The 13,788-nt window shown below is 51.2% G+C and carries 11 protein-coding genes; 4 read left to right on the forward strand and 7 right to left on the reverse strand.

What is annotated here, in order from left to right; genetic code table 11:
- Positions 1–25 precede the first annotated feature (25 nt).
- The 6 genes from BLQ17_RS10020 to ileS all read right to left on the reverse strand — a co-directional run bounded on the left by BLQ17_RS10020 (position 26) and on the right by ileS (position 7,915).
- Positions 26–1,066 carry a glycosyltransferase family 2 protein gene (locus BLQ17_RS10020; RefSeq protein WP_092222410.1) on the reverse strand — a complete coding sequence of 347 codons (1,041 nt, stop codon included), beginning with the start codon at positions 1,064–1,066 and terminating at the stop codon, positions 26–28.
- Positions 1,066–2,052, reverse strand: coding sequence for a glycosyltransferase family 2 protein (locus BLQ17_RS10025; RefSeq protein ID WP_092222412.1), 987 nt, complete (start codon positions 2,050–2,052; stop codon positions 1,066–1,068). Before BLQ17_RS10025 ends, BLQ17_RS10020 begins: the two co-directional genes overlap by 1 nt.
- Positions 2,053–2,106: 54 nt before the next feature.
- Positions 2,107–3,177: a lysylphosphatidylglycerol synthase transmembrane domain-containing protein gene (locus BLQ17_RS10030; protein ID WP_092222414.1), complete on the reverse strand. Its 1,071-nt coding sequence runs from the start codon at positions 3,175–3,177 to the stop codon at positions 2,107–2,109.
- A gap of 495 nt (positions 3,178–3,672) precedes the next feature.
- Complete coding sequence (gene fabD, locus BLQ17_RS10035) at positions 3,673–4,617, reverse strand: ACP S-malonyltransferase (RefSeq protein ID WP_092222416.1); 945 nt, start codon at positions 4,615–4,617, stop codon at positions 3,673–3,675.
- A complete protein-coding gene (gene lspA, locus BLQ17_RS10040) occupies positions 4,614–5,099 on the reverse strand; it encodes a signal peptidase II (RefSeq protein WP_245695089.1) in 486 nt (161 codons plus the stop codon). Before lspA ends, fabD begins: the two co-directional genes overlap by 4 nt.
- A 2-nt stretch (positions 5,100–5,101) precedes the next feature.
- Positions 5,102–7,915 carry an isoleucine--tRNA ligase gene (ileS, locus tag BLQ17_RS10045; RefSeq protein ID WP_092222420.1) on the reverse strand — a complete coding sequence of 938 codons (2,814 nt, stop codon included), beginning with the start codon at positions 7,913–7,915 and terminating at the stop codon, positions 5,102–5,104.
- Between the two features lie 446 nt (positions 7,916–8,361).
- On the opposite strand from ileS, the gene ftsE reads away from it, so the two are divergent.
- The 4 genes from ftsE to BLQ17_RS10070 all read left to right on the forward strand — a co-directional run bounded on the left by ftsE (position 8,362) and on the right by BLQ17_RS10070 (position 12,686).
- A complete protein-coding gene (gene ftsE, locus BLQ17_RS10055; protein ID WP_245695090.1) occupies positions 8,362–9,072 on the forward strand; it encodes a cell division ATP-binding protein FtsE in 711 nt (236 codons plus the stop codon).
- Positions 9,069–9,956 (forward strand): permease-like cell division protein FtsX, encoded by an 888-nt coding sequence (ftsX, locus tag BLQ17_RS10060; RefSeq protein WP_092222424.1) that lies wholly within the window; start codon positions 9,069–9,071, stop codon positions 9,954–9,956. Before ftsE ends, ftsX begins: the two co-directional genes overlap by 4 nt.
- Before the next feature lie 12 nt (positions 9,957–9,968).
- The gene (locus BLQ17_RS10065) at positions 9,969–11,225 is read left to right on the forward strand and encodes a murein hydrolase activator EnvC family protein (protein ID WP_092222427.1); all 1,257 of its coding nucleotides are present in this window, start codon (positions 9,969–9,971) and stop codon (positions 11,223–11,225) included.
- A 150-nt stretch (positions 11,226–11,375) separates the two neighbouring features.
- Positions 11,376–12,686 carry a S41 family peptidase gene (locus tag BLQ17_RS10070; protein ID WP_092222429.1) on the forward strand — a complete coding sequence of 437 codons (1,311 nt, stop codon included), beginning with the start codon at positions 11,376–11,378 and terminating at the stop codon, positions 12,684–12,686.
- A 142-nt stretch (positions 12,687–12,828) separates the two neighbouring features.
- Here the strand turns inward: BLQ17_RS10070 and era are convergent, their stop codons facing one another.
- A complete protein-coding gene (gene era / locus BLQ17_RS10075; RefSeq protein ID WP_092222431.1) occupies positions 12,829–13,746 on the reverse strand; it encodes a GTPase Era in 918 nt (305 codons plus the stop codon).
- Between the last annotated feature and the right edge of the window lie 42 nt (positions 13,747–13,788).

Genomic DNA, 13,788 nt, shown 5'->3' on the forward strand with positions numbered 1-13,788 from the left:
TTCCGGGCGACCTTTTTTCACACCGTTACAAAAAGATCCTGCTATACAGGTCAAGCAGCAGGTTTCCCTGTCCCTTGCTTTTTCTTCGCGACCTTATGGAATCGATCGCGTCCCGCTCCGCCCGGCGGATCTTACCGGCCATCTCCTTCATCCTGACACGCTTCAGCCCTCTGTTGGCTGCCCTGTTTTTTCGATATGAAGCCGGGAACATGCCAATTCCCTGGACCAGACCTTTTACGTAGGGGCCGATCATCCCCTTTTTCACACAGAAGAGCAGCCAGGCCACCTGGTACACCGCTATGGCCGGCAAAAATCTTGCCGCCAGGTATAGCGGATAATTTTTCACCAGGAGGATGATGTTGTTTCGCGTCGAAAGACGTATGGTCACGGAATTGATCTTCGATCCTGAGGTTGCACTGCCGATATGATAGACCTTCGCTTTGCTCAGGTACATGCATTTAAGTCCGAGCTTGCAGGCACGCAGGTTGAGGTCCACGTCTTCGAGGTATGCAAAAAAATCCTGATCGAACAGTCCTGTCCGTTCAAAGAAAGCGCTGCTGTACATTGCCGCACCGCCGCAGGCGCCGAACACCTCCCGATCCTGTTGATACCTGTCACAGTCCCGCTCAAGGGTTCCCAGACGATACCCTACGCCCGCTCGCAGGTATGCGTCCCCAGCCCCGTCAAGCAGCTCGCGGTGATGGAAGTTAATCATCTTCAGCGCGAAAAACTGATACTCGGGGTAACGCTTAATCCCTGCAACAAGGTTTTCAACACAATCCGGCTCAACCTCCATGTCGTTGTTCAGCAGCAGGATCCAGGGGGCATCGGTCTGCCGAATCCCCTTGTTAACGGCAACACTGAACCCGCTGTTGTAGGAAAAACGGATCAGCTTAACCCAGGGAAACTCTTTTGCAACCATGGCAACGGATCCATCCTCGGAACCGTTGTCGACCACGGTTACGGAAAAATCGGTAAAGCTCTGGCTGCCGAGCGAACGAAGACAGTGTTCCAGCATCTCAGCCCCGTTCCAGTTCGGGATTACAACCTCCAGCAACGTTGACATCAGCAGACTTCTTTCACGCTTTGGCTGCTGTTTTCGGCGTGTTCATTTTTCCGGTAGACTTTTTTGACGAAATAGACAGGTTTCTGCTGGGATTCATGGTAGGTCCTGGCCTGCAGCTCAGCAATCAGCCCAAGCGATACAAACTGGATACCGATAAACATTAGCAGTACCGCCAAAAACAGCAGCGGCCTGTCGGAAAGAGGGACCCCCATAAACTGACGCTGAAAGGTCATGATCAGGGCTATAAGAAACCCGAGGCCACCGGAAACAACGCCCATCAGTCCAAAAATCTGAATCGGCCTCGTTGCATAGCTGAGCAGGAACTTCACCGTGAGCAGGTCCAGGATAACGCGTATTGTTCTTGAAATCCCGTATTTCGAGGTGCCGAATCTGCGCGGTCGGTGATTCACCTTCACCTCGGTAAAATCAATCCCCATCCCGCTTGCTATGGCGGGAATAAACCGGTGCATTTCGCCATACAGCTTCACATTTTTTATGACCTCCTTGCGGAAGGCCTTGAGAGTGCAGCCGTAGTCGTGAAGACGTACCCCGGTCGTTTTGGAAATGATTTTATTGGCGATTATGGAAGGCAGCCGCCTGCTGACAAACTTGTCCTTCCGATCAAAACGCCACCCGGTCACCACGTCGTTTCCTTCATCGATCTTTTCAAGCAGCATTGGGATATCGTGCGGGTCGTTCTGCAGGTCGGCGTCCATGGTAATGATCACATCGCCGCTGGCGTAATCGAAACCGGCCGCCATGGCCGCGGTCTGGCCGAAATTTTTCCTGAAATTGACCACCACCACCTTCTCGTCCTTTTCCTGGATTTCACGCAGCAGCGCAAGGCTTTTATCACTACTTCCGTCGTCTATGAACAAAAGTTCATAGTCGTGATCCATGTCACCAAAAACTTCATCAAGCTCCCGGTAGAGAAGAGGAATATTATCTTCTTCATTGAGAAGCGGTATAACAACTGAGATTAACAAAATGGTCTCTCCGTATAATGGGTTATGTGTGCTGGATCCGCCAGAGAGAATCTGTCAGATTCCAAATGTTTTTTTCAGTTCCAGCCGGTTTTTTTGTTTATATACCAGATAGGTACCATAACCAGCAACTCCAACGGCAAGCATCTTCAATCTGAGCAGCAGCCCCATGGCGAAAGCCTCCGCTCCGCCCACCCCTACCAGGAAAAAATAGAAGACAAAAACTGATTCAAAATATCCGAGGTTGCCAAGCAGGGTGACCGGGATATGGGCGACCAGCATGATTGCCGGGACAATAGCGCATATTTTTATAAAATCAACGTGTACGCCAAACGCGAGAAAACAAACATATACGTTCACCCATGTCAACGCATAAAAAAGCAGGGTGAGGCCGATAAGCCGGTTCACAAACGATCTGTCAGTCTTGACCGCTTCAACCGCAATCTGCATCTCCTCCCTCAGTCTTTTCAGCCGCGCAATGACGACAGTGTAGATTTTTTCAAGGCCAAGGCCGATCCTTTCAACAACACCAAGGCCGGTCTTTCTGCCAATCCACTTACACAGGCCGAGAATATTTTCAACCACGAGGTTGGGCAGGTAGAAAGGTCTCTTGGCACGCCAGACCCAGATGGTGATGAAGGCAAACCCGACACTGCACAAGGCCGGCACAAAAATATAAGGATTTTTGTACAGGTACGGCTGGGCCAGGGGAGCTACCGTAACAAACATAAAGAGAAAGAAGATGCCGGAAAACCTTTCAACGAACACGCTAACTGCTGCATAGGACTGATTTTCGATGAGTTTTCCGGCGTAATAGGACCGGACCACGTCCCCGCCGACGGTCGACGGCAGTATATTGGAGAAAAAATAGCCGATCAGATAAATTTTAAAAAGCTGACAAAAACCTATATCGGGCTTTTTCAACGCAAGCACCAGTCGCCATTTGACACAACTGGCCGCCACCATTATCAGGGTCACCGCAAAGCTTACCACGAAAAAGAACCAGTCGACCTGTTGAAAAATTTCCACCAGTTCGTTTTTTTTTACAAACGAGAGAAGAACCGAGAAAAAAGCCAGGCTGAGCACGACTTTTATCAACATTTTAAAAGGCTTGGCAAATTTTCTCATAACAAGTTCCCTACCTGTTTCCGATCAACACCGATCGCTTTTTGCAGGTTGCGACCAGTGGTCCCTTCTGCTGCATCATTTTGCCAGCAACGATTGCAGAGACCACTTTTTTTCACTAAAAAAGGCGGCAACCGACCCGACAAGGCCGATTCATCCGCACAGATACCAGCTGTACTGCCCTTTGCCCAGTATAACTTCTCCCTCACCGGACAGAACCAGAGTCATTTTCCTTACAGGTTCCCACTCTCATCTGGTCGCAATCTCCATCAACGCGGCACCATCACTTCCAAACTTTGGCACCATGTTCATGTCTTTTACTATTCACAACAGGGCGGGTATTCCGCCACGGGGTGTACCAGGAGCCAGGGAGTGGGTTTTTCCTTGGGCTCTGTTTCTCCAGGCGGGGTGATATTGGAAAAATCGGAGCCAGACCACGGGCTGCGGCAAAAATTTCCCGCTGCAACAACTACGCCAGGTGCAGCGGGAACGGCTTATTTACCCAAGTGTTTCAATGCACTTGGTCAAGGTTTCCGGGGTGTCAAACTGCAGCGACGTCACATTGGCACCCTTTGGTGCTATTTTCCGCATCATTCCCTTCAGCACGGTTTTGGGGCCGATCTCTATAAAGGTGTCGACCCCACTCTCCATCATGGAGCTGATAATTTCGTACCAGCGGACCTTGGAAGCGATCTGCTTGGCCATACGCTCCTTCATCACTTCCGGTTCACTCTCCGTTTTGGCAGAAACATTGAAATAGACCGGAACAGAAGGTGCGGAGAAGGTGATATCGGCAAGAAACCGGGTAAAATCGGGTACCGCCTGCGCCACAAGCGGACTATGGTTCGCCACGCTTACGTTCAGGGGTATAACCTTGGCTCCGGCTTCTTCGGCAAGTTTGGTTACGCCGTCAAGCCCCTCCATGGTACCCGAGACCACAATCTGTTCCGGGGTGTTGTGGTTGGCAACGGTCACCACCCCTGGTCCGTCGTAAGCGGCGATAAGCTGGTCGACCTTTTCGATATTCAGGCCAAGCAGGGCTCTCATGCCACCGGGGTTTTTGTCACCCTCACGCTCCATCAGGGCACCCCTCTTGGCTACCAGCCTGATCGCATCTTCGGCACTGATCACCCCTGCGCCGTAAAGCGCTGAGTACTCGCCGAGGCTGTGACCGGCAAAGCAGCTCACGTCAAACCTGCCTGCGGTCTCCTGCAGAAACGCCTGCCAGCAGATCAGGTTGGCGACGGTTATTGCCGGCTGCAGAGTAGCAGCTCTGGTTAGCTTTTCCATGGGCCCTTCGTCGGAGATCTGTCCCAGATTGATGTCACAGACCTTCTCCGCCAATGTCATAAGAGCGTCACACTGACTGTATTGTTTTCTGAATTCCTGCCCCATGCCCAGGTATTGCGACCCCTGTCCGGGAAAAAGTACGGCTATCTTCATATTCGTCCACTTTGATTTTGTTTTTTTTCTTCAATAAAACTTAAAACTATAAAACTGCCTGCACCGATGCAGATAGCTGAGTCAGCAATATTAAACGCCGGCCAGTGATATCCGCCCAGATAAAAATCGAGAAAATCGATAACTTCACCATAAACCAGCCGATCGACGATATTGCCTGCGGCTCCTCCGGCAATGCAGCCCAGCGGCAGGACATATTGCGGGCTCTGTGACCGGATCCTGAAAACGGCAACGGTAATTCCAACTATTGCCGCCACCCCCACAGCAAGGAAAAAGTAGTGCTTGAAAGGTGATTGATAATCGGCCAGCAGACTGAATGCGGCTCCGGGGTTGGTCACGTAAACCAGGTTGAAAAAGCCCGGGATAACTTCCAGCGTTTCATACAGACTGAGCAGCCTGGTGACCAGCAGCTTGGTTATCTGGTCGACCAGGACTACTCCTGAAAAGATTGCAAAATAGTTCAATGCTACAGCCCCATCTCCGCAATAACCGATCCGCAGCGGTCGCAGATTTCCGGGTGCGCATCTATCCGCCCTACCGTTTCCGATCGGGTCCAGCACCGGGAGCATTTCTCTCCTGAAGCCCCCTTGACCTGAATCACAAACCCCTCCAGTTCCACACTTTCGTAGCGGATACCGTCCTGGGATTGTTGTTCGCCAAGTTCTTCCATCTCGGAAATTATGGAAATTTCCTTTACCGTTCGCCACTCCTGTTTCACAAACCGCTCCAGCTCTCCTTCTGCCCTGAGCAGCACCCTGGCCTCAAGAGAGTGACCGATTACTTTTTCTTTTCTTGCTATCTCAAGGGCTTTGGTAATTTCCGAACGAACCTTGATAAGTTTCTCCCACTTAGCCATCATGGCATCATCGCAGTCAATGTCCTTTGGTGACGGAAAATCCCTGAAAAAGATCGATTCCTCAAGAGAATCCTGGTCTTTGCGGCCATACAGCGAATCAAACGCTTCTGCCGAGGTGAAACAGAGTATCGGGCTCATCAGCAAAAGCAGGCCGTCGAGAATGTCGAACAGCACCGTCTGCGCCGCCCGCCGTGGTTCGGAGTCGGTCCCCGACGTATACAGCCTGTCCTTTAAGATATCGAGGTAGAACGAACTCATGGTCGTTCCGCAGAAATAGTTCAACGCCTGGTAGATTGCGTGAAACTCATATTTTCCGTAGGCGTCGGAAACCTTGTGCCTCAGCTGCTCGAATTTTGCAAGCGCCCATAGGTCCAGTTCCGGCATCCTGGATGTTTCCACCCGATGTTTCTGCGGGTCGAAGTCGTGGAGGTTGCCCAGAAAGTATCTTATGGTATTGCGGATTTTTCGATAGGAGTCAGATACCTGCTTGAGAATTTCATCGGACACCTTGATATCGTCACGATAGTCCTCGCTGGCAACCCATAAACGAAGAATTTCGGCACCGTATTTCTCTATCACCTCGGAGGGAACCACCACGTTGCCGACCGATTTCGACATCTTCTTGCCCTGTCCGTCAACCACATATCCGTGGGTAAGAACACCGTTAAAAGGCGCTCTTTCGCGAGTCCCGGTGGAGGCCAGCAATGAGCTCTGGAACCATCCCCGATGCTGGTCGCTCCCCTCAAGATAAAGATCGGCAGGGGAATCCAGTTCCTCTCGCACCTCACAGACCGCGGCATGGCTAACCCCGGAGTCGAACCATACATCCAGGATATCCTGTTCCTGGACGAAATTGGTACCGCCGCAGCTGGAACAGGACAGGTTTTCCGGCAGAAAATCCTCAACGCCATGGCTGTACCAGGCATCGGCACCTTCCTTGTTGAACAGTTCATCGATTCTGTCAACCAGGGCCTGGTCCCTGACAACCTCGCCACAATCCTTGCAGCTGACCACTGTCAGGGGAACACCCCAGCTTCTCTGCCGCGAAAGACACCAGTCAGGACGCGATTCGACCATCGAGTAGATGCGCTGCATTCCCCACCCCGGGGTCCAGGTTACATTTTTGATTTCAGCGAGGGCTTTTTCCCGCAGCCCGTTGTTCTGCATCGAGATAAACCACTGGGGAGTGGCGCGGTACATGACCGGTTTCTTACAGCGCCAGCAGTGGGGATAGCTGTGATTGATGGCCGATTCACTTACCAGTGCGCCCGATTCATCCATATCCCGGTTGATCTTTTTATTAACCTCCGGCACCTTCTCTCCTGCATACTTGCCGGCTTCAGCGGTATACATTCCCTCTCCATCCACCGGGGAGAGAATATCGAGACCGTACCTGAGCCCGGTCTGGTAGTCGTCGGCACCGTGTCCGGGAGCTGTATGAACGCATCCGGTACCGGCATCGGCGGTAACATAGTCAGCCAGCACCAGCAGAGACTGCCTCTGCATAAACGGATGCAGACATTTTCGCTTTTCAAATTTTTTGGCGCCAAACGTCGCCGCCACCTCATAGTCGGTACGGCCCGTTTCGGCCATCACCTTTTCAACCAGATCCTGGGCGATAATCCAGGTTTCGCCCCCGGTCTTGACAGCCGCGTAAGTAAATTCCGGATGCAGGGCCACGGCCAGGTTGGCCGGCAGCGTCCACGGTGTCGTGGTCCAGATTATGAAAGATACATCATCGCCCGCCAGAGCCGGGTCAATATCGGAAAAATCGCCGTCGGTCCTAAACTTTACATAGATCGATGGCGAGCTGTGGTCGTGATATTCAACTTCAGCCTCGGCCAGGGCCGTGGTACAGGTGGAGCACCAATACACCGGTTTCCTGTTTTTTACCACCGAACCGGAAAGCAGGAATTTATTGAACTCCCTGGCGATAGTCGCTTCGTACCCGTAGTTGATGGTCAGGTAGGGATTGTCCCAGTCGCCGAGCACCCCGAGTCTTTTAAACTGTTCTTTCTGGATCTTGATCCACTTATTGGCATATTTACGGCAGGCCGCCCTTTTTGAAAGGGTCGGGATAGTCCTTTTCTTCTCGCCGAGCTCCTTGTCCACATTGTGTTCTATCGGCAGTCCGTGACAGTCCCACCCGGGGATGTACGGGGCATTGAACCCGGCCATCCTTTTGGACCGGAGTATGATATCCTTGAGAATTTTATTGAACGCCGTTCCCAGATGAATATTTCCGTTGGCATACGGAGGCCCGTCATGAAGCACATAGAGCGGTTTTTCCGCAGATTTTTCCTGTATTTTTTTATATAAATCCGCCTTGTCCCATTGTTTGAGAACCATCGGCTCTTTCTGGGCAAGATTGGCTTTCATCTTAAACCCGGTTTGGGGCAGATTAAGGGTGTCCCTGTAATCCATGATCGTCTCCTTGGCTATTTGACCGGGTAAAGAGTGATGCGCGATAGACCAAACTACCCGAATTATCTGGAGTAACTTCCTTTGCAAGACCTATTAAAGTAAAACACAAAAGAATAACAACTGCGTGTCAAGTTGCAAGCCAATTTTGCAGTGCAACGACAATGTCCCATATTTAACTGCCTCAGCATAGCTGAGAAAGGTTCTGGCCGGCTGGTCCGCCTGGGCCTCGCTGCGCTATTTTCTTTGCGCTTTCCTGTCTGAGAATTTGCGTTTCGTTGTTGAATACTATATATTTTTTTATTCTGAGCATAAGCAGCAGCACAAAGGTGACCGCTCTTGGCGCAAAACCGCCCGGGATGCTGCTGCCCGACCACTGCGACGAGGATACCCATAACATTTACCGTAGACGTTTTTGTAATCAAGAGCTGCACCACAATGTAACGCGTATGAACAAAAAATCAGTCAGCAGACAGCAGGAGGCGATGATCGAAATGATCAAGGTTTCCAAATATTATCCGGTAAATGTCGTCGCTTTGCAGGATGTTTCCGTTTCTATTTCCACCGGGGAACTTTTCTTTATCATCGGCAAGAGCGGAGCGGGAAAAACCACGCTACTCAAGCTTGTCAGCTCCATGGAACTTCCTTCCAACGGGTTGATAGAAATCGCCGGAAAACCGACAAGCAAGCTCAAAGGTGTGAAACTTGCCAGGTTGAGGCAGAGAATCGGGGTGGCATATCAGGACTTCAAGCTGCTGGCCGACAGGACAGCCGCTGAAAACATCGCCATCTCCATGGAGGTTTCGTACAAGAAACCGCAGATTATCAGGAAAAGAGTCAGGGAACTCCTGGAGCAGCTCGATCTCACCGACAAGCACGGCACCATAACCGGGGAGCTGTCCCGCGGCGAACAACAGCGCGTTGCCCTGGCACGGGCCATTGCCAATTCACCGACAATGATTCTCGTCGATGAACCTACCGGCAACCTGGATGCTGCGACCACGGAAAGGGTTATGAATCTTCTGCATAAATGCAACAAATCCGGGGCTACCATAGTTATCGCCACCCACGATGAAACCATCTACAAAAACTCGCCACACCGGGTCATGGAACTCAAGCACGGAGCTGTCCACTCGCTCACGGGAGGGCTTTTAATATGAGCTTCTGGTTCACAGTGATACGACAGGTGGGACGCAACCTGCGCCAGACCTGGGGGTCCCAGCTCATGACGCTCTTTACCGTGACCCTGTCGGTGCTGATTTTTGCTTTTTTCTACCTGATCTACTCCAATATGCTTCATTTTGGCGACAAACTCGGCGACGATCTGCGCCTTATAGTCTATCTGGAAGAGGAACCGGGGCCTGAGCTGCAGCAACAGCTCAGAAAGAAAATCGAACAGTTCGACCAGGTCGAGTCCATACGTTTTGTCTCGCGAATCGACGCCTACGAACGATTTGCCGAACAACTGGGGGACAACAGGGGAGTACTCGATGATATGCCGAAAGATTTTCTGCCGCCGTCGATCGAGGTAATTCCCCTGAAAACCCTGAGCAGTCTCAACCAGGTGAAGCTGTTCTCGTCATATCTGAGAAAACTTGCCGGGGCAACCAAGGTACAGTACGGCCAGGAATGGGTGGAAAGATTCTACAATTTTACCAGGCTGATATCAATAATCGTGGCGCTCAGCGGAATTTTACTCATAATGACTACCATCTTCATGGTTGCCTACACCATCCGCCTCACTATTCTCGGCAGACAGGACGAGCTGGAACTTCTCAAGCTCGTCGGCGCCACCAACAATTACATCAGGACTCCTTTTTTCCTTGAAGGACTGCTTCAGGGAGTGCTGGGGTCGACCTTTGGTATCGCCTCACTCTACATTCTCTTTCAGTGGATACAGAATCATTTTTCCGGACCGGGATTTCTCAACATGTTTGAGTTTTCCTTTTTTTCTCCCAGTGTCAGCCTGGCAATCATTTGCGTCTCGGTACTCCTGTGCACCTTGGGAAGTTATTCGACCATGCATAAATTCCTCCGAATCTAGAGCTATCGGCCCATGACCCCCTTGAACCTGAAAGCTGCCGGCCCGCTCCCTGTCGCAGGTACCATTTCGCAAGATGGAGGCGGCGCCAGCCGCAGGATCCCCGTCCGCCTTAACCGGTTGCTGCTGGCTCTTCTTTTTGTGGCGGCAACCTGCCACTGGTCCGGTGCCGAACAGGACGAGGTGGCCAGGGTACGGTCCAATGTACAACGGCTGCAGGAAAGCATCAGCCGCCAGGAGCAAAAAATTTCTGAAAGCCGCCAGGAAGAACAGTCCATACTCGCTGAGCTCGAGCGACTCGAACAGCAGATTTCCGGCCAGCAGGAAAAACTCGACGCCATAAAGCTGAAAGTGCTGCGTCAGGAGCTGTTGATCGAGGATCAGCAGGGGAAGCTCTACATTATAAAGGCCCAGAAAGACACAGTGGAAAAACATCTCCAGAAGAGGATCACCGCCTATTACACAATGGGTGATATCGGGATTCTCAACGTGAGTTTTTCAACCAGAAGCCTCCCGGAGCTCCTCTCGTTTCGCGAAGCATTCGATCATCTTATCAACTACGACAGGGAAGTGCTGGTAAAATACAAGAAGACCATGGACCAGCAGCAGCGCGCCAAACAGGCCCTTGAGCTTGAAAAAGAGGTGCTGGAAGATTTTCTCAGCCAGGCCAGGCAGGAAAAGGACAACCTCGAACAGTCCAAGGTCCGCAAAAGCGACCTTCTGGTACGGGTCCGCACCCAGGAAAAACTCCACCAGCAGGCGGTTGATGAGCTCAACGAAGCGTCCAGGTCCCTGGTCGACTCCATCGTTGCCATCAAGAACCAGCATGAAATCCTGGAACAAGGATTTATCGCCAACAAGGGCAGCCTGTCACCCCCGGCAAACGGCGTCATCGTCACGATTTTCGGCCAGAAAATAGAGGATAAATTCGGAATAACAGGCACTTCTTCAGGGATAGAGATAAGGGTGCCGGACTCCACCCCGGTGGTTTCGGTCAGTGAAGGAGAGGTTATTTTTTCAGATTATTTAAGGGGGTATGGCAATACCGTAATCATCCATCACGGATACCAATATTATACGGTAACTTCACGTCTGGAAAAACTTGGTGTCAGCAAGGGCATAAAAGTAGCCGCCCATGAAAAAATCGGCATAGCCGGAGACACCGCGACCCTTTTTAACCGAGGGATCTATTTTGAGATACGCCATGGCCGACAATCCCTTGATCCGCTGTTGTGGCTTAACCCGGACAAGATGGTTCTGTCCCAACGATAGAATTGTCACCTGTTATTTTTGTCGCAAAGAACAGTGATGGGTGCCCATGGAAACCCCATTGACGACAGGCGCTGCCACCCGCAGCAGACGCAATTGCTCAACCATAGCCGTTAGGACAACAACTCAACCAATTCAACCCCATTGCCAGTCATGACATCAATAACCGTTTTTTCCCGCAGCTGCTGTGCTCTCCTGACATTTTTCCTGCTCCTCCAAGCTCCGGCTTACGCCGATACCGACCAGGAACAGCAGAGCACCACGTACAGGCAGCTCGAAATTTTCTCCAACGTTCTCAGCATTCTGCAACAGAACTACGTTGACGAGATAGACACCAAGGAAGCGCTCAACGGTGCCATAAAAGGGTTGCTGCTCTCTCTTGATCCGCACTCATCCTACCTGCCGCCGGAAGACTTCAGGGAACTCCAGGAAGAAACCAGCGGATCCTTTTCGGGCATCGGCATTGAAGTGACCATTAAAAACGAACTTCTCACCATTGTCAGTCCCATTGCCGACACCCCTGCAGACCGCGCCGGGCTGCAGGCCAATGATGTCATATTGGAAATAGACGGTGAAAAAACTAAAAATATGGGGTCTTTTGAAGCGATTAAAAAACTAAGGGGTCCGACAGGATCGAAAGTAACTCTTGCCGTACACCGGCAGGAATGGGAAGAGGCCAAGACGTTCACCTTGACCAGGGAGCTGATCTCCATTCAATCGGTTAAAAGTGAATTTCTCGCTCCGGGATTCGGCTATATCAGGATAACAAATTTTCAGAGCCACACCGCCGGAGACTTCAAGGTCAAGCTCAACGAACTTAACGATGAGCAAAAAGTCAAAGGACTGATAGTTGATCTCCGCAACAATCCCGGCGGGCTGCTCGACCAGGCGGTTGCCGTTGCCGACGTTTTTCTCTCGTCAGGGAATATCGTGTACACCAGGGGCAGGCGGGCCGACCAGGACAACACCTACACTGCCCACAGTCAGCCAAACGATGTCCGGATGCCGCTGGTTGTCCTGGTCAACGAAGGTTCGGCCAGCGCCTCTGAAATTGTCGCGGGAGCGGTCCAGGCCCAGAAACGCGGGATAATAGTCGGAATGAGAACGTTCGGCAAGGGGTCGGTTCAAACAGTCATACCTCTGCCCGACGGCGCAGGGTTGAGAATGACCACGGCAACCTACTTTACCCCCGATAATCGTTCCATCCAGGCAAGAGGAATTGTTCCCGATGTTGAAGTTCCCCTCGCACCCTGCATTGAGCAACCGGATCAGAATTCCCACAAAATATTGAAAGAAGCTGACCTGGACGGCCACCTCCCTGCCAACATATCTCCCACCGAGGGTGGAGACGAGACGCCCCCCCCTGCCCTTTCACCAAAACTTGCAGAGGACAATCAGCTTCGCACGGCATACAATATTTTAAAAAGTATCGACCTCTATGCAACCTTCGGCAAGAAACAGTAAAACAACCGGTTGGTGCTAACAAAAAACGCTGCACAGCGGGAGTCTCTACCCGCTGTGCAGCGTTTTTTATTTTGACATTACAATACCTGTTCCGGCCTGAGATCCCTTTTTGCCGCAGCCGCTAAAGGACCAGGCCGGGCTGTCACATTCCCAACTCCTTTAAAAAGCGCTCATCCTGCGACCAGTTTTTTTTCACCTTCACCCACAATTTCAATAACACTTTTGTGCCGATCAAGGCTTCAATGTCTTTTCTCGCGGCGATGCCGATCGATTTCAGTTTCTTCCCGCCCTTTCCTATCACGATTCCTTTCTGGGAATTTTTTTCCAGAACCACGGCTGCGTGGATGGTAACGAGTTTTTTATCAGTGTCCTCCTTGAACGACTCGATCAATACCGCTGTTGAATATGGTATCTCCTGGCCGGTAAGTAAGAACACTTTCTCACGGATTATTTCGCCGCACAAAAAGCGCTCTGAGGCATCGGTCGGGATATCCTCCGGGAAATAGCGCGGTCCCAGCGGAAGGCGGGTTACAATCTCGTCCAGCAGCACGTCGACCCCGTCTCCGGTCAGTGCCGAAATAGGGACCACCGCCTGAAAAGGGAAAAGTTTGGCGTAGGCATCGATAAACGGCAGCACTTTTTTTCTATCTATCTGGTCCACCTTATTCAGTACCATGATAGCCGGACTTTCAACCTTTTTGAGATACTCGGACACCTCTTCATTTCTTTTCTGCTGAATTTTTTCAGGAAGCGGCAGTGAGATATCGACCAGAAACAACACCAGATCGACTTCGGCAAGACTCTCCAGGGCTACCCGAACCATTTCAATGTTGAGCGGTTCCCTTGCCTTGTGAAGTCCCGGCGTATCGAGAAAAACAACCTGGTACTCAGAATCGTTGACGATGCCGACGATCCTGTTTCTGGTTGTTTGCGGTTTTGGGGAAACAATCGAGATTTTCTGTCCGAGCAGACAGTTGAGCAGGGTCGATTTGCCCGCATTAGGCGGCCCTACTATTGCGACTATACCGGATTTGACCGGTTTTCCAAAAAGATCATCCATGTGACAAGAATACGATGAGTTTTAAATAACAACAATTACCTT

The sequence above is a fragment of the Desulforhopalus singaporensis genome (genome assembly GCF_900104445.1).
GTDB classification, from domain to species: Bacteria; Desulfobacterota; Desulfobulbia; order Desulfobulbales; family Desulfocapsaceae; genus Desulforhopalus_A; species Desulforhopalus_A singaporensis.

Coding starts and splice junctions, on each gene's coding strand:
- ftsE (WP_245695090.1), top strand. CDS start 8,362: ATGAACAAAAAATCAGTCAGCAGACAGCAGGAGGCGATGATCGAAATG.
- fabD (WP_092222416.1), bottom strand. CDS start 4,617: ATGAAGATAGCCGTACTTTTTCCCGGACAGGGGTCGCAATACCTGGGC.
- BLQ17_RS10065 (WP_092222427.1), top strand. CDS start 9,969: ATGACCCCCTTGAACCTGAAAGCTGCCGGCCCGCTCCCTGTCGCAGGT.
- ftsX (WP_092222424.1), top strand. CDS start 9,069: ATGAGCTTCTGGTTCACAGTGATACGACAGGTGGGACGCAACCTGCGC.
- BLQ17_RS10030 (WP_092222414.1), bottom strand. CDS start 3,177: ATGAGAAAATTTGCCAAGCCTTTTAAAATGTTGATAAAAGTCGTGCTC.
- era (WP_092222431.1), bottom strand. CDS start 13,746: ATGGATGATCTTTTTGGAAAACCGGTCAAATCCGGTATAGTCGCAATA.
- BLQ17_RS10070 (WP_092222429.1), top strand. CDS start 11,376: ATGACATCAATAACCGTTTTTTCCCGCAGCTGCTGTGCTCTCCTGACA.
- BLQ17_RS10020 (WP_092222410.1), bottom strand. CDS start 1,066: ATGTCAACGTTGCTGGAGGTTGTAATCCCGAACTGGAACGGGGCTGAG.
- ileS (WP_092222420.1), bottom strand. CDS start 7,915: ATGGATTACAGGGACACCCTTAATCTGCCCCAAACCGGGTTTAAGATG.